This is a genomic window from Agaricicola taiwanensis, assembly GCF_014635245.1.
Lineage (GTDB): Bacteria > Pseudomonadota > Alphaproteobacteria > Rhizobiales > Methylopilaceae > Agaricicola > Agaricicola taiwanensis.
This window is the reverse complement of sequence record NZ_BMCP01000002.1, coordinates 131,567-150,168: the sequence shown is the minus strand read 5'-3', so window position 1 is coordinate 150,168 and position 18,602 is coordinate 131,567. Positions and strand designations below refer to the sequence as shown.

Annotated in this window: 18 protein-coding genes; 6 read left to right on the top strand and 12 right to left on the bottom strand. The window is 62.7% G+C overall.

Annotated features, from left to right (window positions below):
* The first annotated feature begins 7 nt into the window (after nt 1-7).
* Both flbD and flhA read left to right on the top strand, forming a co-directional pair.
* Nucleotides 8-1,378 carry a sigma-54-dependent transcriptional regulator FlbD gene (gene flbD / locus IEV58_RS08160; protein WP_188409260.1) on the top strand — a complete coding sequence of 457 codons (1,371 nt, stop codon included), beginning with the start codon at nt 8-10 and terminating at the stop codon, nt 1,376-1,378.
* Nucleotides 1,379-1,458: 80 nt separating this feature from the next.
* On the top strand, nt 1,459-3,663 hold the full coding sequence (flhA, locus tag IEV58_RS08155) for a flagellar biosynthesis protein FlhA (protein WP_229729282.1): 2,205 nt from the start codon (nt 1,459-1,461) through the stop codon (nt 3,661-3,663).
* A gap of 15 nt (nt 3,664-3,678) precedes the next feature.
* Here flhA and IEV58_RS08150 read toward each other — a convergent pair whose 3' ends face one another.
* Nucleotides 3,679-5,052: an ATP-binding protein gene (locus IEV58_RS08150; protein WP_188409259.1), complete on the bottom strand. Its 1,374-nt coding sequence runs from the start codon at nt 5,050-5,052 to the stop codon at nt 3,679-3,681.
* A complete protein-coding gene (locus IEV58_RS08145) occupies nt 5,049-5,711 on the bottom strand; it encodes a response regulator (RefSeq protein ID WP_188409258.1) in 663 nt (220 codons plus the stop codon). The genes IEV58_RS08150 and IEV58_RS08145 overlap by 4 nt, the downstream gene beginning before the upstream one ends.
* Before the next feature lie 102 nt (nt 5,712-5,813).
* On the opposite strand from IEV58_RS08145, the gene IEV58_RS08140 reads away from it, so the two are divergent.
* Complete coding sequence (locus IEV58_RS08140; RefSeq protein WP_229729281.1) at nt 5,814-6,521, top strand: L,D-transpeptidase; 708 nt, start codon at nt 5,814-5,816, stop codon at nt 6,519-6,521.
* Complete coding sequence (locus tag IEV58_RS08135; RefSeq protein ID WP_188409257.1) at nt 6,521-7,123, top strand: DsbA family protein; 603 nt, start codon at nt 6,521-6,523, stop codon at nt 7,121-7,123. The genes IEV58_RS08140 and IEV58_RS08135 overlap by 1 nt, the downstream gene beginning before the upstream one ends.
* Before the next feature lie 41 nt (nt 7,124-7,164).
* Here the strand turns inward: IEV58_RS08135 and IEV58_RS08130 are convergent, their stop codons facing one another.
* Nucleotides 7,165-8,244: an NADH:flavin oxidoreductase/NADH oxidase gene (locus IEV58_RS08130; protein ID WP_188409256.1), complete on the bottom strand. Its 1,080-nt coding sequence runs from the start codon at nt 8,242-8,244 to the stop codon at nt 7,165-7,167.
* A 67-nt stretch (nt 8,245-8,311) separates the two neighbouring features.
* Complete coding sequence (locus tag IEV58_RS08125; protein WP_188409255.1) at nt 8,312-8,887, bottom strand: TetR/AcrR family transcriptional regulator; 576 nt, start codon at nt 8,885-8,887, stop codon at nt 8,312-8,314.
* A gap of 69 nt (nt 8,888-8,956) precedes the next feature.
* On the opposite strand from IEV58_RS08125, the gene IEV58_RS08120 reads away from it, so the two are divergent.
* A complete protein-coding gene (locus IEV58_RS08120) occupies nt 8,957-9,376 on the top strand; it encodes a VOC family protein (protein ID WP_188409254.1) in 420 nt (139 codons plus the stop codon).
* On the opposite strand, the gene IEV58_RS08115 is transcribed toward IEV58_RS08120, so the two are convergent.
* The 3 genes from IEV58_RS08115 to fliI form a co-directional block, all read right to left on the bottom strand.
* Nucleotides 9,373-9,981, bottom strand: a complete 609-nt coding sequence (locus tag IEV58_RS08115) for a glutathione S-transferase family protein (RefSeq protein ID WP_188409253.1) — start codon at nt 9,979-9,981, stop codon at nt 9,373-9,375. The two genes, IEV58_RS08120 and IEV58_RS08115, sit on opposite strands and share 4 nt — an antisense overlap.
* Before the next feature lie 77 nt (nt 9,982-10,058).
* On the bottom strand, nt 10,059-10,469 hold the full coding sequence (gene fliJ, locus IEV58_RS08110; protein WP_188409252.1) for a flagellar export protein FliJ: 411 nt from the start codon (nt 10,467-10,469) through the stop codon (nt 10,059-10,061).
* A gap of 25 nt (nt 10,470-10,494) precedes the next feature.
* Nucleotides 10,495-11,820 (bottom strand): flagellar protein export ATPase FliI, encoded by a 1,326-nt coding sequence (gene fliI, locus IEV58_RS08105; RefSeq protein WP_188409251.1) that lies wholly within the window; start codon nt 11,818-11,820, stop codon nt 10,495-10,497.
* A 355-nt stretch (nt 11,821-12,175) separates the two neighbouring features.
* Between fliI and ctrA the strand changes: the two genes are divergently transcribed.
* Nucleotides 12,176-12,883, top strand: a complete 708-nt coding sequence (gene ctrA / locus IEV58_RS08100; RefSeq protein WP_188409250.1) for a response regulator transcription factor CtrA — start codon at nt 12,176-12,178, stop codon at nt 12,881-12,883.
* A 79-nt stretch (nt 12,884-12,962) separates the two neighbouring features.
* On the opposite strand, the gene IEV58_RS08095 is transcribed toward ctrA, so the two are convergent.
* From IEV58_RS08095 to IEV58_RS08075, 5 genes are read right to left on the bottom strand one after another with little or no spacing between them, the layout of a single operon-like run.
* The gene (locus IEV58_RS08095) at nt 12,963-13,814 is read right to left on the bottom strand and encodes a CheR family methyltransferase (protein WP_188409249.1); all 852 of its coding nucleotides are present in this window, start codon (nt 13,812-13,814) and stop codon (nt 12,963-12,965) included.
* Nucleotides 13,811-14,959, bottom strand: a complete 1,149-nt coding sequence (locus IEV58_RS08090; protein WP_188409248.1) for a protein-glutamate methylesterase/protein-glutamine glutaminase — start codon at nt 14,957-14,959, stop codon at nt 13,811-13,813. The genes IEV58_RS08095 and IEV58_RS08090 overlap by 4 nt, the downstream gene beginning before the upstream one ends.
* Nucleotides 14,960-14,984: 25 nt before the next feature.
* Nucleotides 14,985-15,350 carry a response regulator gene (locus IEV58_RS08085; RefSeq protein ID WP_188409247.1) on the bottom strand — a complete coding sequence of 122 codons (366 nt, stop codon included), beginning with the start codon at nt 15,348-15,350 and terminating at the stop codon, nt 14,985-14,987.
* Between the two features lie 29 nt (nt 15,351-15,379).
* Nucleotides 15,380-15,835 carry a chemotaxis protein CheW gene (locus IEV58_RS08080; RefSeq protein WP_188409246.1) on the bottom strand — a complete coding sequence of 152 codons (456 nt, stop codon included), beginning with the start codon at nt 15,833-15,835 and terminating at the stop codon, nt 15,380-15,382.
* Complete coding sequence (locus tag IEV58_RS08075) at nt 15,832-18,531, bottom strand: hybrid sensor histidine kinase/response regulator (protein ID WP_188409245.1); 2,700 nt, start codon at nt 18,529-18,531, stop codon at nt 15,832-15,834. The genes IEV58_RS08080 and IEV58_RS08075 overlap by 4 nt, the downstream gene beginning before the upstream one ends.
* Nucleotides 18,532-18,602 lie beyond the last annotated feature (71 nt).

Sequence of the window (18,602 nt, the reverse complement as noted above, 5' to 3'; positions counted from 1 at the left end):
TGCCCCCATGCGTTTGATGATCGTCGGCGCCCTCAGCGGCCAACTTACGCTCGCAACGAAGATCGCTCTCGATCGGGGAGCGAAGGTCGTCCACGCCGAGACCACGGAACAGGCACTGAAGCACCTGCGCTCCGGCCGGGGCGCCGACCTCCTCATGGTGGACGTTGCCCTCGACATCCGTGATCTCGTGCGGACGCTGGAGATCGAGCGCATTCATGTGCCTATCGCCGCCTGCGGCATCGATAACGACGCGCGGGCCGCGGTGGCGGCCATTCAGGCGGGAGCCAAGGAGTACATCCCGCTTCCGCCGGATCCCGAACTGATCGCCGCCGTACTGGCCGCTGTGACAGAGGATGCGGGCGACTTCATCTACCGCGACGATGTCATGGCACGGGTGGTCAAGCTCGCGGCGCAGATCGCACCCTCGGACGCGAGTGTTCTCATCACCGGCGAGAGCGGCACGGGCAAGGAAGTGATCGCCCGCTTCCTGCATCAGAAGTCTCACCGCGCCGACAAGCCCTTCATTTCGGTCAACTGCGCCGCCATTCCCGATCAGCTTCTGGAATCAGAGCTATTTGGTCACGAGAAAGGCGCCTTCACCGGCGCCGTGTCGCGCCGCGTCGGCAAATTCGAGGAAGCCTCAGGCGGCACGCTGCTGCTCGACGAAATCTCCGAAATGGACGTGCGCTTGCAAGCCAAGCTCCTCCGCGCGCTCCAGGAACGCGTCATCGACCGCGTCGGCGGCAGCCGCCCTGTGCCCGTGGACCTTAGGATTCTGGCCACCTCCAACCGCAACCTCTCCGAGGAAGTGCGCAAGGGCACCTTCCGCGAGGATCTGCTCTACCGCCTCAACGTGGTCAACCTGAAGCTGCCGCCGCTGCGCGAGCGGCCCGCCGACGTCCTGGAGCTCGCAGGCTACTTCGTCCGGAAGTATTCGGAAGCCAATGGCATTCCCCTCAGGACCCTGTCCGCCGAAGCGCGGCGCGACCTGCAGCGCAACCGCTGGAGCGGCAACGTCCGCGAATTGGAAAACACCATCCACCGCGCCGTGCTGCTCTCCACCGGTTCCGAAATCGAACCCGATGACCTGATGTCGCCGGATGGCGAACGCATCGAGGCCGGACCGCAGAACCCCGCGTCGCAGGCCGCCGCAACGGCTGAGGCGGCAACCCGCACGCTGGTCGGCCGCACCGTGGCCGATGTCGAACGCGCCCTGATCCTCGACACACTCAGCCATTGCCTCGGCAACCGGACCCATGCCGCCAACATTCTCGGCATTTCCATCCGCACCCTGCGCAACAAGCTGAACCAATACACCGTCGAGGGGCACGCCGTGCCGCCTCCGGGTGCGGAAAGCCGTGGAGGAATCGCCGGATGAGACAGATCACCCGGGCCTTCCGGCGCGCTGTCGGCCGCTTTCATCCGCGACTCGGCTAAGATCCGGCGGAGGAGAAGCGCATGGACATCAGCCCGCTTCCCTCCATCACTCCGGCGCACCGGCACGACCACTTCCATCCGAACCTCGGCTCCTCTCGCATGACAGACATCAGCGGCGATACCACCCGAGCCTCCGGCTTGCAGATGCCCGGACTCAAAGGTCTGAGCGCGATCTTCAACCGCCCCGACCTCGCGCTGGCGGTCGGCGTGATGGTGATCCTGTCGATCCTGATCGTGCCGCTGTCGCCGATGGTCCTGGATCTGTTCCTCGCCATCTCGATCATCTTCTCCGTGCTGATTCTGATGACGGCGCTGTTCATCCATTCGCCACTGGAATTCTCGGCCTTTCCCACGGTGCTCCTCATCGCCACCATGCTGCGGCTGGCGCTGAACCTTGCCTCGACGCGCCTGATCCTCGGCCACGGCCATGAGGGCACGGACGCCGCCGGTCACGTGATCGAAGCTTTCGGCTCCTTCGTGATGAGCGGCAACTTCGTGATCGGCATCATCGTCTTCACGATTCTCGTCATCGTAAATTTCGTCGTCATCACCAAGGGCTCCGGCCGCATCGCGGAAGTCGCCGCCCGCTTCACCCTCGATGCCATGCCCGGCAAGCAGATGGCCGTGGACGCCGATCTCTCCGCCGGCCTCATCGACGAAGAAACCGCCAAGAAGCGCCGCAAGGATCTGGAGGACGAAAGCTCCTTCTTCGGCGCCATGGACGGTGCATCGAAATTCGTGCGCGGCGATGCCATCGCGGGGCTTCTCATCACCGCCATGAACATCATCGGCGGCATGATCATCGGCGTCGGCCAGCAGGGCATGGGCTTCGGCGAAGCCGGCCAGACCTACACCCTGCTGACGGTTGGCGATGGCCTCGTCAGCCAGATCCCGGCTCTCATCGTCTCCACCGCCGCCGGCCTTCTCGTCTCCAAGGCGGGCGTGTCCGGCGCCGCCGACAAGGCGTTGGTGGACCAGCTCTCCGGATACCCGAAGGCCCTCGGAATGTCCGCCGCCGTGATGACCGTGATGGCCGTGCTGCCGGGCATCCCGATGATCCCCTTCCTCGGCCTTGCGGGAGGCGCGGGCTATCTCGCCTGGCGCGTGGAAAAGGGCCGCCGCAACGTTGCCGCCGAAGTGATCAGGACCAAACAGGTGGAAGAGGCAGCTGTCGCTGCCGCGCCGCGCGAGGAGCCGATCAGCGACAGCCTGAAGATGGACGATCTCAAGATCGAGCTCGGTTACGGACTTCTGCCGCTGGTGAACGGCCCCGAAGGCGCCGACAAGCTCACCGAGCAGATCAAGGCGCTGCGCCGCCAGTTTGCCATGGACATGGGCCTCGTCATCCCCTCGGTGCGCATCGTCGACAATGTGCAGCTCGGACCCAACAACTACATCGTCAAGGTGAAGGAGGTCGATTCCGGCTCCGGACAGGTGTTCCCGAACCAATATATGGTCATGGACCCGCAGGGGCAGCAGATCAGCCTGCCCGGCACCCACACCACGGAACCCACCTTCGGCCTGCCGGCCACCTGGATCGACAGCGCGCTGCGCGAGGAAGCGAACCTGCGCGGCTACACGGTGGTCGATGCGCCGACCGTGCTCTCCACGCATCTCACCGAGATCCTCAAGGCCAATGTGGCCGATCTCCTGACCTATGCCGAGGTGTCGAAGCTCCTGAAGGAACTTCCCCAGGAGCAGGCCAAATTGGTGGAGGACCTGGTGCCGAGCCAGATCTCGGTCACCGGCATTCAGCGGGTCCTTCAGCTTCTTCTGGCCGAGCGGGTCTCCATCCGCGATCTCGGCACCGTCCTGGAAGGCATTGCCGAAGCATTGGGGTTCAGCCGGAACCCCCAGACCCTGGCCGAGCATGTCCGCGCCCGCCTCGCCCGCCAGATCTGCGCGCAGCACCAGAGCCCCGACGGCCATCTGCCGCTGGTCGTGCTCTCGCCGCAATGGGAGCAGGCTTTCGCGGAAAGCATCGTCGGCAACGGCGACGACCGCCAACTCGCCATGGCGCCATCCAAACTGCACGAGTTCATCGGCCTGGTGCGCGCCCGCTTCGAGGAGGCCGCACGTATCGGCGAGGTGCCGGTCCTGCTCACCTCTGCCTCGATCAGGCCCTTCGTGCGCTCGATCGTTGAACGCTTCCGCAGCCAGACCACGGTGATGAGCCAGGCTGAGATCCACCCCCGTGCAAGATTGAAGACGCTGTCGAGCGTATAAGCCGCCACGAAGCGATTACACTTCCGCCTTCGACGGCAGATGAACGGCGACGGTGAAACCGGAATCCGCGTTGGAGAAGCTCAGGCTTCCGCCAAGACGATCGAGCCCCATCTGCACGATCGAAAGGCCAAGGCCGCTGCCGCGCAGATTTGCGGATGAGGTGCGGACAAACCGCTCTTTCACGCGCTCCTGATCGGCCGGATCGATGCCCGGGCCCTGATCATGGACCGCAATGGTGACCACACCCTCGCCGAAGGAAAGCTCACACATCACCTCGCCATGCTCTGGCGTGTGCTGAATGGCATTCTCAAGGATGTTTCTGAGCACGAGCCGAAGCAACAGCCGGTCGGCAGTGATCGTCTGTGCGCCGTTCCCCGGCGCGGCTGTGAGAACGAAACGAGCTTTCGCCAGTTCCAGCGGCCCCTCCAGTTCAACGGCCACATCGCTGATGAGGGCCTGGACATCGACGTCCTCCAGCACCCGGCCCGGCTCCGCGGCGTCGACGGCGGCCATGTCGATCAGCTGCCGCGCCATGCGGCTCGTCCTGTCCACACTGGTGACGATATGCGACAGCGCCTTGCGCTGGACCTCGCTGTCGTTGCTGCGGATGGCGATCTGCGCCTGCGTCTTCAGTCCGGCAAGGGGCGTCTTCATCTCATGTGCGGCGAATACCGTAAAATTGCGCTCCCGTTCCCGGGCTTCCCGCACACGATCGAACAGGCTGTTGAGAGAGGTGACGATGGGCTGCACCTCGCGCGGCGCCACACCATGATCGACAGGATGAAGATCAGTGGCGGCACGCCCCGTCAGGCTGGCGGCGATCCGGTTTAGCGGCTCCAGACCGTGACCGACGCTGAGCCAGATAAGGATCGCGAGCAGCGGCAAGATGAATATGGTTGGAAACAGAAGCCCCTTCACCACATCGCCTATCAGACGCTCACGGATCTCCAGGCTGTCACCCACAAGCACGCGCACGCCCAGTTCAGCGTTGACCACGGCATAGACGCGCCACCGCTCGCCACCGATATCGGTTTGGGCGAAGCCATCGCTGTGATCAGCCAGAGAAATCACCGGCGCGCTTTCGGAACGGCCGATGAGGTCGCCCTGGAGAGACCAGATCTGACATGAGAGCTGACGATCGTAGTCTCTTGGAGAGGCGAAGAAGGAGCCAGGATCGATCTGCATCGCCGCATCCACGGCCGCGGCAACATCGACATGACGGTTGTCGATCAGAGAGCTGACCATTCTGGCGGCCTCGGCAAGACGTGCATCGAGCACCCGCCCGACCTTTTCCTGCGTGCTGGCGTAAATCCAGGCGACCGCGAAGAGCCATACGGCACTCGTGGTTGCGAGAAGAATGGTGACGAGCCTTCGCCGGATGGAGGTCATACACCCGTTCTCAGTCGGTATCCGACACCGCGCACTGTTTCGATCAAGGCAGCGCCGAGCTTCGATCGCAGTTTATGCACGTGAACTTCCACTGTGTTGCTTTCCACGTCTTCCTGCCAGCCATAGAGCATCTGCTCCAACGATGACTTCGAATGGATCACACCGGGGTTTCTCATCAGCGCCTGGAGGACCGCGAATTCCCGCCGGGAAAGCTGGATCGGCTCCCCGTCGCGCCGCGCGATCATGCGAGCTGGATCCAGCGTAACTCCTTGCCAGGACATCTGGCTTTCAGCCCTGCCCTGGCCACGACGGATGATGGCCCGCAAGCGAGCGGCAACCTCATCGAGATCGAAAGGTTTTCCGAGATAATCGTCCGCGCCCGCATCGAGACCCGTTATCCGGTCTGGCACCCCATCCTTCGCCGTCAACAGAAGCACCGGCGTCTGGCTCCTCCCGCCTCGCATCGCGGCCAGCACGTCCAGTCCCGAACCATCCGGCAGCATGAGATCGAGCACCACGGCATCGAAGTGATCTGTCGCGACAGCAGCCAGCGCATCCGACACCGTCATCACCATGTCCACGGTGAAGCCGCACATCTGGAGCCCGACCTTCAGGCCGTCAGCCAGCACCTCGTCGTCCTCGACCACCAACAGGCGCATCGCGTTCTCCGAACAAAGCCACGTTCCCGCACTCCCCACCTTAAGGCTGCCTTAAGGTGGGCGCCGATCGAACGCCGTGGAAAACGATCAACGGGAACCATCTTGCGCGTCCTCCTATCACTTCTGGCTTTCATCAAGACCACTGTCTTTTCGCCGCCGCGGCTCGCCGCAGCAGCGACGCTCTTTCTGGGAGCCTGCGTTCAGACCACGACGGAGCCGGCGCGGCCGGCGATCGACCCGGCGGTTGCAGGCATGTATGCGTCGGCCCAGGATGGTGACGTCCTTATTCCCGGCGTTGACGTTTCGAAGATGGACCCAAAGAACGTCCGTCAGATCGTCGACTACCGGACGCCCCATGCACCGGGCACCATCGTCGTCGACCCCTATGCGCGTTTTCTCTACCTCATCATGGAAAACGGCAAAGCCATGCGCTACGGCATCGGTGTCGCGAAGGCAGGGCTGGAGTTCGAGGGCGAGGCAGACATCGCCCGCAAGGCACGATGGCCGGGATGGACCCCGACGCCGAACATGATCAAACGCGATCCGGAGCGCTATGCCGCCTTCGCCAAGGGGCTGGATGGCGGCCTGAGCAACCCGCTCGGCGCGCGGGCGCTTTATCTCTATCAGGGAGGCAGGGACACCCTTTACCGGATCCATGGCACCAACGAGCCCTGGTCCATTGGCCAGTCTGTATCATCCGGCTGCATCCGCCTCTTGAATCAGGATATCATCGACCTTCACAGCCGGGTGCCCAACGGATCCCGCGTCGTGGTGCTGGGGCCAGAGGAAGCAGGAAAAGGCGAAATCTGATGATCACCCGCAGACACCTGCTTCAGATTTCGGCGGGCGCGATGGCCGTGATGACAGCCGATAGCTCCTTGGCGCAGGAGCCGAGCGAACAGGCTGTCTTCTTCGACAAGAATGCTCCCGTCCTCGGCAACGCCAAGGGCAATGTCACGGTGGTCGAATATTTCGATTACCAGTGCCCGCACTGCAAGACGATGCACCCGACGCTCATGAAGGTGGTCAAGGAAGATGGCAACGTCCGCCTTGTGATGAAGGACTGGCCGGTGTTCGGCGACGTGTCGGTCTTTGCCGCGCAGGCCACGCTGGGCGCGGCGCAGATAGGTAAATATGAGGCCGCCCTTGAGGCACTGATGTCCACGTCAGGGCGGCTGACCCACGAGAGCATCGAAGAGGCGCTCACGGGCCGTGGTATGACCATGAAGGAGATCGCCGCTGCCGTGAACAAGCACTTCGCCAAGATCTCAGGGCTGCTGGACCGCAACTATCTCCAGGCCGTCGCCTTCGGCTTCATCGGCACGCCCTCCTTCGTGATCGGGCGCACCACCTATCCCGGCGTGCTGGACGAGAAGGGGCTGCGCGAGGCAATCGCCGCAGCACGAACGTGAGATCAAAAGCGTGGCGCTTACACTGCAAACAGGTTCTTGAACTACTGCGGCTGTGAGCGAAGGTACTGATCGGGCGCCTTGATGCGCGCTCCCAGATGAGCGGCGGCATGCCAGGGCCATCGGGCGTCATAGAGGATGGTCCGGGCGAGCGCGATCAGGTCCGCGTCTCCGGTGCCGACAATGGCTTCAGCCTGATCGTAGTCGGTGATCAGTCCGACCGCCACGACGGGCATGGTCACCGCCTGCTTGACCGCTCTGGCCAAAGGCACCTGATAGCTCGGCCCGACGGAAATCTGCTGAGCCGGAGTGAGACCTCCACCGGAAACATGAATGGCGCTGCATCCCCTCGCTTCCAGCACCTTGGCGAAAGCGACGGTTTCCTCGGTGTTCCACCCCCCTTTCGCCCAATCGGTGCCGGACACGCGCACCGTCACGGGTTTATCGGCCGGGAAAGCCTCACGCACAGCGTCAAAAACCTCCAGCGGAAAACGCATCCGATTTTCGAGGCTGCCGCCGTATTCATCGTCGCGCCTGTTGGAGAGCGGCGACAAGAACTGGTGCAGGAGGTAGCCATGCGCGGCATGGATCTGGACCGCATTGATGCCGAGCTGGGCCGCGCGCCTTGCGGCCTGGGCAAAACCATCGCGCACCCGCGCCAGGCCTGCGGCGTCCAGAGCCACCGGCGCATGCTGGCCATCGCTATAGGCAAGCGCCGAAGGCGCGACGGTCTGCCAACCATTGGCGGTGCCGGGCGCGATCTGCTGGCCGCCCCTCCATGGCTTCTCGGTCGAAGCCTTGCGGCCGGCATGGCCAAGCTGGATGGCGATGGGCATGTCCGACCAGCGGCGCACGCTTTCCAGCACGCGCCCCATGGCCTCTTCCGTGGCATCGTCCCAGAGGCCCGTATCCGCATAGGTGATACGGCCCTCCGGCACGACGGCAGTCGCTTCGATGGTGAGAAGCGCCGCGCCTGACAATGCGAGGTGACCGAGGTGGATCTGATGCCAGTCGGTCATGCAGCCATCCTCGGCCGAATACTGGCACATGGGGGCAATGACGATGCGGTTGGCAAGCGTCAGGCCACCGACCTCGAGGGGAGTGAAAAGAGCCGGGCTGCTCATGATGCACATTCTCCAATGGTAGGCTGAATGGTGAGTGGGTCGGGCGTGGGCCTGTGCCTTTCAGAGATCATACGGAAATGACGCAGTCCACCAGAGCGAGCATGGTGGCGCGCATTTCCGCTCGCGGCGCTCCGCCGGCCACTGCCAGAGCCGCGCGATCGAAGGCCGCAGATAACAGGATCGCCATGGCTGGCACCGATATGGTGGCAGACTTGCCAATTGCTTCTCTGAGGCCCTCCTCCAGGGTCCGCGCCGCGTGTGCGCCGTCGATCGCGTCGAGTTCCTGAAGACCCAGCACCGCGGGAGCCTCGATCAGCATCAGCCTCGTGCGCCCCTCCCTTTCCATGGCGTCCAGATAGGCCAGGCTGCCGGCCTTCAGCGCCTCTCGCGGAGTAAGTTCACTGGATGCCGTGGCCGTCTCTATGGCGTCGGCGACCTCGCGTGCTTCCGCGATCAGCACGGCGCGGAAGAGATCGCGCTTGTCGGCAAAGTGATGGTAGAGCGCGCCGCGTGTAATACCTGCGTCCCTGACGATCTCGGGCGTGGAGGTCTCAGCATAGCCCTTCTCGATGAACAGGCGGCGTGCGACGCCGATCAGCTCCCTCCGGGTAGTTTCGCTTCGCTCGTGCTGGGTACGTTGCATACATACAGCCTGTATGTTATTGATTAAGATACATACAGATTGTATGTTACTTGGAGGCGATGACCAACCATGAAAATCACGAGCTACTATCCCGTCATCATGACGGCCGACGTTGCGGGCACGGCGAACTTCTATCAACGGCATTTCCGTTTACAGCCGGCCTTCACCAGCGAATGGTACGTGCACGTCCGCTCCAGCGTCGATGAGACCGTCAATCTCGCGATCCTTGATTACCGGCATGAGACTGTGCCGATTGAAGCACGTGCTCCCGTTCGAGGTCTTATCCTGAATTTCGAGGTGGAAGATCCCGATGCTCTCTATGCCGGCGCCCGTGCGGCGGGACTACCGATCCTGACGCCGCTCAGGGACGAGGATTTCGGCCAGCGCCACTTCATCACGGCCGATCCCAACGGCGTTCTGATCGACGTCATCAAGCCGATCCCGCCCTCGCCCGAGTTCGCCGCGCTCTATGAGGCAAGTGCCAGCTAGTTGCCGAACACACTCTGGAAGGCGCGACGTGTCTGCAGGCGCTGCAGATAGGCCCCGATCTCCGGGGTGGGCGTGACGGCCTTGACCATCATGCCCCAGCCGAGGGTTGAACCGATAACCACATCCGCGGCGGTGAAGCGGCCGTCCGCCAGGTAATCCTGCCGCGACAGAGCATCACTCAGGACGTGCATGACACGATCATAAGTGCCGTAGCCGCTGGCGGTGTCCGGCACCGAAGGCCGCTCGAAAAGCTTGTCGGAGATCGCCGGCTCCAGTGCGCCCGGACCGAAGAACAGCCATTTCATGTAAGGGCCGCGTTGTGGGTCACCGATGGGGACCGACAGGCCTTTTTCAGGAAAAGCATCGGCGAGATAGGTGCAGATCGCTGCGACTTCCGAAACAGCAACCCCCTTGTGGGTGATGCTTGGGACCTTGCCCATGGGGTTTACGGCGAGATAATCGGGCTTGCGCTGGTCGCCCTTGCTCAGGTCGAGAGTCTGCCGGGTGAAAGGAACATCAAGCTCCGCCAGCATCCACTCGATTACGATCGAGCGTGATTGTGGGGCGGAATAGAAAACGAGTTCTTCGGATTGAGCCTCAGGCACCCGCGCCTCCTCCCTCTTGAATATCGGGGACGCTGGACAGTCACTGCGGCCGTATGATGGCGCGAAGCGGCGCCCTGTCAGGCCCGGGCTCGTCCTTGAAGGCCGATCTCGTCCATGGCTGCCTGCTCGCGGGCGTTTTCTTCCGCTCGTTCGCGCGATGCGTCCCGCTCGTCGAGGAGTTCCAGCTTCTTCAGCTCCTCGAAGGCTTCGGCGAGATCATCCCGCGCCGCGTCCAGCTGGCCTTTCAACTCATCGGCCGAGCGGAGCAGATTATCCCGCCGGGTCATGGCGGCCTTGGCATAGGTCGGATAGGCGTAGTGGGCCACATCCGTGATGCCGGACCTTTCCTGCTCCTGCTGGATCTCGCGATCGAGGTCCGTCGCCATCCGGTGGAATTCGGCCACCATGGACTCGATCTGGGTCACATGCCGACGCTTCTCGTCGACCTGGAAGCGCTTCAAGCGCAGAAGGGTGTCGCGTGATTTCATGATCAGGGACATTACATGTAATCAGTTAGCGATCGGTTTCCGAATCCGCGAGAATCCGAGCCAGCCACTCATAACCTTCCATCAAGGGGGTAGCGTCGGCTTTTCCCTGTTTCAGAAAGGCCTCCAGCGGCTCGTTCAGGCGGATCGCCTCGTCCACTTCCGGGCTTGAACCCGCCCGATAGGCGCCGAGGCGAATGAGCTCTTCCATATCCGCATAGGTTGCCAATATCTGCCGCGCCCGCGCAACGGTGCCCACATAGTCCGGATGGATGGACTTGGGCATGGTGCGCGACACCGATTTCAGCACATTGATGGCCGGGTAACGCCCGCGCTCGGCAATCGAGCGCTGCATCACGATATGGCCGTCAAGGATTCCGCGCACCGTATCCGCCACGGGTTCGTTGGTGTCGTCGCCTTCCACCAGCACCGTGAAGATGGCCGTGATCGCCCCCTCGCCCAGACCGGGTCCGGCACGCTCCAGGAGTTTTGGCAGTTCGGAAAAGACTGTCGGCGTATAACCCTTCGCGGTTGGCGGTTCGCCGGCGGAAAGGCCGATGTCGCGCTGGGCCATGGCGAAACGCGTGACGCTGTCCATCAGGCACAGGACGTCCTGGCCCTGGTCGCGGAAATATTCCGACAGCGTCAGAGTGAGATAGGCCGCCTGGCGCCGCATCAGGGCAGGCTCGTCGGAAGTCGCCACCACCACGACCGCGTTTTTCAGGCCCTCCTCTCCGAGGTCGTCCTGCAGGAACTCCTGCACCTCACGCCCGCGCTCACCGATCAGGCCGATCACGGAGACCGCACTTTCGGTGTTGCGGGCAAGCATGGCGAGCAGCACTGATTTGCCGACCCCGGAACCGGCAAAGATGCCAAGCCTCTGTCCGCGGCAGCAGGTGATGAAAGTGTTCATCACACGCACGCCCACATCGAGCGGCTCGCCCACCCTCTTGCGCGAATGGGCCGGTGGCGGCGACGCCCGGTAGGGGTAGAGTTGCGCGCCTGAGGGAAGCGGTCCCTTGCCATCGATCGGCTGACCCAGCGCGTTGATGACCCTGCCTCGCCATGCGTCAGACGGTCGCACACCGCTGATGGAGGCGCCGACGATCGCCCGGCAGCCACGACGCACGCCGTCCAGGGTGCCGAAAGGCATCACAAGCGCCTTTTCCCCGCTGAACCCGATCACTTCGCAAGGAATAAACTTTTGGCCGGCACCCTCGATATCGATGCGTCCGCCAACCGCCATCCGACCGATCGGACCGGCCACTTCCACCAAGAGACCCTTGACGGCGACCACCCGGCCGAAAATCTCGCGGTCCGGAACGTTTCGCAGGTTTTCGATGAGACTTTTCACGGGCATTTTTCCAGAATCAGCGCCATCGTAACCTTTCGTTTACGCCCTACGTTAATGATCAACCCCAGGCACTTAAGAGGCGGGAAACCTTTTCGGCGCCAATGAGACCAAGCTGGGTCCCACGAGTCGATTGCAAGATTTTGTTAAAGCAAAACGTTAAATACGTTTTCAACAGAATCACCTTGAGACTCAATAATTTAGTGGAACTCGAATTTAACGTTGCCTTATCGCTTGCCTGTCCGAATTAGAGTTTGTTAACCATTTGGACATTAGGATCGCGAATCAAGGCAGCACACATGATGCCAGCGACGCATCCTAACGTTTGCGGGGCGTGGCGCGATGGTTGGGGATTGATATGCGCGTTCTTCTGATCGAGGACGACAGCGCGACCGCGCAGAGCATCGAACTGATGCTCAAGTCCGAGAGTTTCAACGTCTACACGACCGACCTCGGAGAGGAGGGCGTGGATCTCGGTAAGCTGTACGACTACGACATCATCCTTCTGGATCTGAACCTGCCCGATATGAGCGGCTATGAAGTGCTGCGCTCCCTCCGGGTTGCCAAGGTCAAGACGCCGATCCTGATCCTTTCGGGTCTCGCCGGCATCGAGGATAAGGTACGCGGTCTCGGCTTTGGTGCCGACGATTACATGACCAAGCCCTTCCACAAGGACGAGCTGGTCGCCCGCATCCACGCCATCGTGCGCCGCTCCAAGGGCCATGCCCAGTCGGTCATCGCCACCGGCGATCTCATCGTCAATCTCGACACCAAGACGGTCGAAGTCGGCGGTCAGCGCGTGCATCTGACGGGCAAGGAATACCAGATGCTGGAGCTTCTGGCGCTCCGCAAGGGCACCACCCTCACCAAGGAGATGTTCCTCAATCATCTCTACGGCGGCATGGACGAGCCCGAACTCAAGATCATCGACGTTTTCATCTGCAAGCTGCGCAAGAAGCTCGCCAATGCCACCGACGGCAAGAACTACATCGAAACCGTCTGGGGTCGCGGCTATGTGCTGCGCGAGCCGGCTGAAGACGAGGCGCCCATGCGCGCCAGCGCCTGAGACTGGTCCGTATCAAACAAAAAACCCGCTCTTCGGAGCGGGTTTTTTGTTGTCCGGCGCCTGACGCCGAAGCGATGACTCAGCCGGCGATCCGGGCGAGCACCGGCTGAGGGGAGACGCTGCGACTGGGCTGATAGAGCCCGCGATGCTCGCTGTGCCCGGCGAAGGCATTGGTCAGCCCGATCACCGTCTCCGCTGCTCCCAGCGTCAGGTAGCCATCCGGCGCCATGAGGCGTGCGATACGTTCCATGATGTCACCGCGCGTGCGTTCATCGAAATAGATCAGAACGTTGCGGCAGAAGACGATGTCGAAGCGGCCGAGCGACGAGAAGTCGCGCAGCAGATTGAGCGTGCGGAACTGCACCATGGGCTTCAAGACCGGCGATATCTCCCACTTCTCGCCCTTCTGTTCGAAATACTTCAGGAGCAGCTGGATCGGCAGGCCGCGCTGCACCTCAAACTGGGTGTAGACCCCTGCCCTCGCCCGGTCGATCACCGTCGGTGAAAGATCCGTGGCGACGATCTCGATCTTCCAGCCTGGCAGCTGTGCCGCACGTTCCTTCAGAAGCATCGCCAGCGAATAGGGCTCCTGACCGGTCGAGCAGGCCGCGCACCAGATGCGCAGACGGCGTTCGGTGGCGCGGGCCTTGATCAGCTGCGGCAGCATCACCTCCGTGAAGCGGTCGAAGGGCACCTTGTCGCGGAAGAAGAAGGTCTCGTTGGTGGTCATCGCATCGATGACCTCCTCTGCGAGCACGGCATCGCTGCCAAAGCGGAGACGCCCGATCAGTTCCCCCAGATCGGCGAACTTATGGCTGCGCACCAGCGGCAGAAGCCGGCTTTCCACCAGATAGGCCTTGTCCTTCGACAGCGCGATGCCCGAGCGCTCGTGGAGGAAACGGGTCAGAAATTCGAAATCGGCGTCAATCATGACGCACTCCCGGCTAAGGTGGACAGTATCTTGGGTGCAATCTCGCTGAGCGGCAGGACCGCCGCGCAGGCGCCTAGCTTCACGGTGTGGCCCGGCATTCCCCAGACCACGCTCGTGGCCTCATCCTGGGCGATGATGGAGCCTCCACCCTGTGCGATGTCGAGGGCGCCCCGGGCGCCGTCCTGGCCCATACCGGTCAGCACGACACCCAGTACGGCGGGGCCGTAGATCGCCGAAAGTGAAGCGAACAGCGGGTCGACCGCAGGGCGGCAGTAGTTGACCGGAGGCTCGTCCGTGATCCGGATCACAGGTTCCGCGGCCGTACCCGTCACCAGCATATGATGGCCGCCGGGCGCGACATAGATGTGCCCCGGACGGGCATGGACGCCATTGGCGCCCTCCTGAGCCGGAAAGCCCGACGCCGCGTTCAGATGTTCCGCCAGCACCGCGGTGAAGTTGGGCGGCATGTGCTGGGTGATGAAGACCGGCACGTTCAGCGGGCGATGCTTCATGCTCCGGAACACTTCCGCCAGCGCCTGGGGGCCGCCGGTCGAAGAGCCGATCGCCAGAACCTTGGGACGCGTGCGGCTGAAGGGCCGCAGTGCCGGCGAGACGCTCGGCGTCAGGAGTTGGCGCAATGCGGTGCGGCCAAACTCCGGCGCGCCGCGCTTGGGCGCGCGACGAGTGCCGAGCACCTTCACCTTGTCGATCAGATCCCGCTTGAAATCGCTCAGCGCGTCTGGACCCTGCGTCATATTCGGCTTCGGAATGCAGTCGGCGGCGCCTTTGGAAAGACAGCGGATCGAGATCTCGGCGTTCCGGCGGGTCAGGGACGAGACCATGATGATCGAAATGCCGGGCTTTGCCTCAAGCAGCAGCGGCAGCGCTTCCAGGCCGGTCATGTCGGGCATTTCGATGTCGAGGAGGATGACGTCAGGCGCGACACGCTTGACGTCATCGACAGCCTGACGGCCTGTCCGGGCGCTCGAGACCACCTCGATGCCAGCCTCCGTCATCCAGCGCCGCAACTGCGTGCGCACGACGGTGGAGTCATCGACGATCATTGCGCGGACGGCCGCGCCCGTTTCCGACGCCGTATCCGCCGCGGTCTGCGGAGCATGCGCATCAGCTCTTTGGATTGACATGCTCACGCCTCAAGCGCTGCAGAAATTAAATCAGGCCGACTTCCTGGAACTTCGCTTCCACGATGTCCTTGTCGAAGGGCTTCATGATGTATTCGTTGGCGCCGGCGCGAAGGGCACGGGCGATGTGCGCCACATCATTTTCCGTGGTGCAGAACACCACCTTCGGCTTGTCCCCGTCAGGGACCTGGCGCAGCTGCGTCAGGAATTCGAAGCCATCCATGACGGGCATGTTCCAGTCCAGCAGGATCGCATCCGGCATCGCCTGAAGGCATATGTCGAGCGCCTGACGGCCGTCTCCTGCCTCGCCGACCTGAAAGCCGAAGCCTTCCAGGATGCGGCGCGCAACCTTACGGATGACGCTTGAATCGTCCACCACGAGGCAGTGTTTCATAACGGTTCCTCAAACCCTGTGAGCAGCCCTCAAGCCGCTGCAAGTTCTTGTTCAGTTCCAAGCACTTGATCGACATTCAGGATGACCAGCAGGCGGCCGTCGAGGCGGTAGACACCATCCGCGACACGCGCCCAGCGCGTGTCCAGATTGGCCGGGGCGGCTTCCATCTCCGACATCGACAGCTTTGTCACCTCTCCGACGCTGTCGATGAGGAGGCCGAATGCCTCACCCTTGGCTTCGATGCCGACCGCCATCAGCGGTGCCCCGTCCTCGCGCGGAGGCAGGCCGAGCACGGTCCGCATATCGAGCGCCGTTACGATCCGCCCGCGCAGGTTGAGAACTCCGGAAACTTCCGGCGCCGCCAGTGGCACCCGCGTCAGGCGCTCCGGCACGAAAACATCATGGACCCGGCCGATGGGCAGCCCGAACAGCTGATCACCGATCATGACGGTCACGAAATCGACTTCGAGTTCCTGCCCGCTCATGCCACGTTCCTCATTTCGTTTGTCTTGTCCTTCAGCGCCGCGAGCAGCCCTGGTCGGTCGAACTTGGCCACATAGTCATGGAAACCGGCGGCACGTCCGCGCTCCATGGCGGCGGGCGATACCAGCGACGACAGCGCGATGATCGGTGTATCGCGCGCCTCATCCGTCTGCCGCAGCGTCTCGGCGAACGCGAACCCGTCCATCTCAGGCATTTCGATGTCGGAGACGATGATGTCGAAGCGGTGTCCGCTCTTGACCAGCGCCAGACCGTTGCTGGCGCTTTCCGCCGAGACCACTTCGAAACCTGCTGCCTTCAGCACAGGTGTCAGCATGTTGCGGAAGAACGCACTGTCATCCACGAAAAGGAGCTGCTTGCGTGTGGGTGCCCCGACATCGAGTTCCTTGCGGTGCAGCCAATCCTCGAAGACCTGCGTGAGGTAATAGCTCACGTCGATGACCTCGGTGGCCTTGCCCTTGACGATGGCGCTGCCGACGACCCCGCGGGCTTCAGCGGCAACGTCGATGTCCATGCGGTCTTCGACGATGTCGACGATCTCATCGACGAGGAGGCCGATGGAGCGCTCGCCCTCCGAGAAGACCAGGAGCGGCTGCATTCCCTCGGTGCGCTCTTCCGTTTCGGGCGACACAGACACGAGCTGCATAAGGCGGCCGCGATACTGCACCATGCTGCGGCCGCTGGAGCGCTCAATGGTGGAAACGTCGATTTCTTCGAGGCGTGTGATCAGCGACAGTGGCACGGCCTTCGGCGCGTCACCACCGGCGCGGAACAGCAGGAGCGAGGTCATGGCACTGGACACAGCCGCCGCAGCCTGGCGCTCGGCGCTGTCGTCGCGCGCAAGGTCCACATTGCTGCCGACCGCGCTGGCGACGCCATTGGGATCGATGATGAGGATCACCGATCCATCGCCCAGGATCGTCGTGCCGGAGAACATGGTGATGTGCCGCAGGCGCGATGCCATGGGCTTCACCACGATTTCCTCGGTGTGGAAGACGCCGTCGACCACGATGCCGAAGTTGAGGCCGCCGATCTGCGTGACCACGATGAAACCGGTCTGCGCGGTCATGTCCGAGGTCTCGCCTCGGCCAAGCAGGTTGGACAGATGCACCAGCGGCAGCAGCTTGTTGCGCAGCCGCAGAACCGGCGTGTTCTTGATCAGCTCGATGCGATGCTCGGAATTCGCCTGCACCCGCACCAACTCCACCACCGCAAGCTGCGGGATGGCATAGCGATCGCCGGCCGCTTCCACGATAAGAGCCGGAACGATCGCAAGCGTCAGCGGGATCTTGATGGTGAAGGTGGTGCCCTCGCCGGACGCCGTCTTCAGGTCGATGGTGCCGCCGATCAGCTCGATGTTGTTGCGGACGACGTCCATGCCGACGCCGCGGCCGGAGACGCTGGTCACCTCCGCGGCCGTCGAGAAGCCCGGCGCGAAAATGAACTTGTAGATCTGCTGGTCGCTGAGCTTTTCCAGTTCAGCTTCCGTTGTAACGCCGCTCTCCAGCGCCTTTCTCTTGATCTTGCCCAGATTGAGGCCGCGGCCGTCGTCCGAGATCTCGATCAGGATCTGGCCGCCCTCATGGTAGGCCGAGAGCTTGATGAGGCCACGTTCGGGCTTGCCGATGGCAAGGCGCTCGACGGGACTTTCCAGCCCGTGGTCCGCCGAGTTGCGGACCATATGCGTCAGCGGATCCTTGATGAAATCGAGCACCTGGCGGTCCAGCTCGGTTTCCGCACCGGACATTTCCAGATCAATCGGCTTCTGCAGTTCGGCCGACAGATCGCGCACGATGCGCGGCAGCTTCTGCCAGGCGTTGCCGATCGGCTGCATGCGCGTCTTCATGACGCCTTCCTGCAGCTCGGCCGTCACATTGGACAGACGCTGCAGCGGCACCTTGAATTCGCTGTCTTCGTGATGGCGCACGATCTCCAGGAGCTGGTTGCGTGTCAGCACCAGTTCCGAAACCATGGTCATCATGTGCTCCAGCGTATCGACGCTGACGCGGATGGTGGAGTTGGCAGCGGCAACCTCTGCCTTCGGCTCGGCCTCTGCCGCCGAAGCGCGCACCATCGGCACCTTTATGGCCGGCGCCTTTTCCTCCACCACCGGAGCCGCTTCGACGGGCTCAATCTCGGTCTCGCGGAAGGCCCGCTCCAATTCGTCCAGGGACACCTCGCCTGGGCGTAGCTCACGCTCCAGAACCTGATAGGTCAGCTCGCCCGCCGTCTCGGGGACCACGGCAGGCTGCGGTTCGGCCTCAGATGACGGCACCGGAATGTTCTTGGCGGCGGCCTTGACGCCACTCGCCAGCGACATCTCTTCCAGCACCTCGATCAGGTCGCGGTCGTTGCCGACCGGCTCCTCACCCGTGCGGTCGAGCTCGCCAAGAATTGCCTTGATCCGGTCAATACTGGAAAGGATCACCGTCACGGCTTCGCCGGTCACCGGAACACCGTCGCGGAACCGGCCCATCAGCGTTTCGCCGGCATGCGCCAAGGCTTCAAGCCGTGGAAGACCTAAGAAGCCGCACGTCCCCTTGATGGTGTGTACGAGGCGGAAAACGTTGTCGAGGATCTTTGCATTATTTGGATCCTGTTCGAACTTTACCAGTTCAACGTCGACAACATCGAGACTCTCATTGGTCTCGGTCAAAAACTCACGCAGAAGATCGTCCATCTTCATCCCCGACGAACAACGCCGTCCTGGCGTTGCTTCCTCCGTCGGGAGAGACCCTAAGGCAACAACCG

Excerpts from the sequence above, each read along its gene's own strand:
- flbD (WP_188409260.1), top strand. The coding sequence starts at position 8 with ATGCGTTTGATGATCGTCGGCGCCCTCAGCGGCCAACTTACGCTCGCA.
- flhA (WP_229729282.1), top strand. The coding sequence starts at position 1,459 with ATGGACATCAGCCCGCTTCCCTCCATCACTCCGGCGCACCGGCACGAC.
- IEV58_RS08150 (WP_188409259.1), bottom strand. The coding sequence starts at position 5,052 with ATGACCTCCATCCGGCGAAGGCTCGTCACCATTCTTCTCGCAACCACG.
- IEV58_RS08145 (WP_188409258.1), bottom strand. The coding sequence starts at position 5,711 with ATGCGCCTGTTGGTGGTCGAGGACGACGAGGTGCTGGCTGACGGCCTG.
- IEV58_RS08135 (WP_188409257.1), top strand. The coding sequence starts at position 6,521 with ATGATCACCCGCAGACACCTGCTTCAGATTTCGGCGGGCGCGATGGCC.
- IEV58_RS08130 (WP_188409256.1), bottom strand. The coding sequence starts at position 8,244 with ATGAGCAGCCCGGCTCTTTTCACTCCCCTCGAGGTCGGTGGCCTGACG.
- IEV58_RS08125 (WP_188409255.1), bottom strand. The coding sequence starts at position 8,887 with ATGCAACGTACCCAGCACGAGCGAAGCGAAACTACCCGGAGGGAGCTG.
- IEV58_RS08120 (WP_188409254.1), top strand. The coding sequence starts at position 8,957 with ATGAAAATCACGAGCTACTATCCCGTCATCATGACGGCCGACGTTGCG.
- fliJ (WP_188409252.1), bottom strand. The coding sequence starts at position 10,469 with ATGAAATCACGCGACACCCTTCTGCGCTTGAAGCGCTTCCAGGTCGAC.
- ctrA (WP_188409250.1), top strand. The coding sequence starts at position 12,176 with ATGCGCGTTCTTCTGATCGAGGACGACAGCGCGACCGCGCAGAGCATC.
- IEV58_RS08095 (WP_188409249.1), bottom strand. The coding sequence starts at position 13,814 with ATGATTGACGCCGATTTCGAATTTCTGACCCGTTTCCTCCACGAGCGC.
- IEV58_RS08090 (WP_188409248.1), bottom strand. The coding sequence starts at position 14,959 with ATGTCAATCCAAAGAGCTGATGCGCATGCTCCGCAGACCGCGGCGGAT.
- IEV58_RS08085 (WP_188409247.1), bottom strand. The coding sequence starts at position 15,350 with ATGAAACACTGCCTCGTGGTGGACGATTCAAGCGTCATCCGTAAGGTT.
- IEV58_RS08080 (WP_188409246.1), bottom strand. The coding sequence starts at position 15,835 with ATGAGCGGGCAGGAACTCGAAGTCGATTTCGTGACCGTCATGATCGGT.
- IEV58_RS08075 (WP_188409245.1), bottom strand. The coding sequence starts at position 18,531 with ATGGACGATCTTCTGCGTGAGTTTTTGACCGAGACCAATGAGAGTCTC.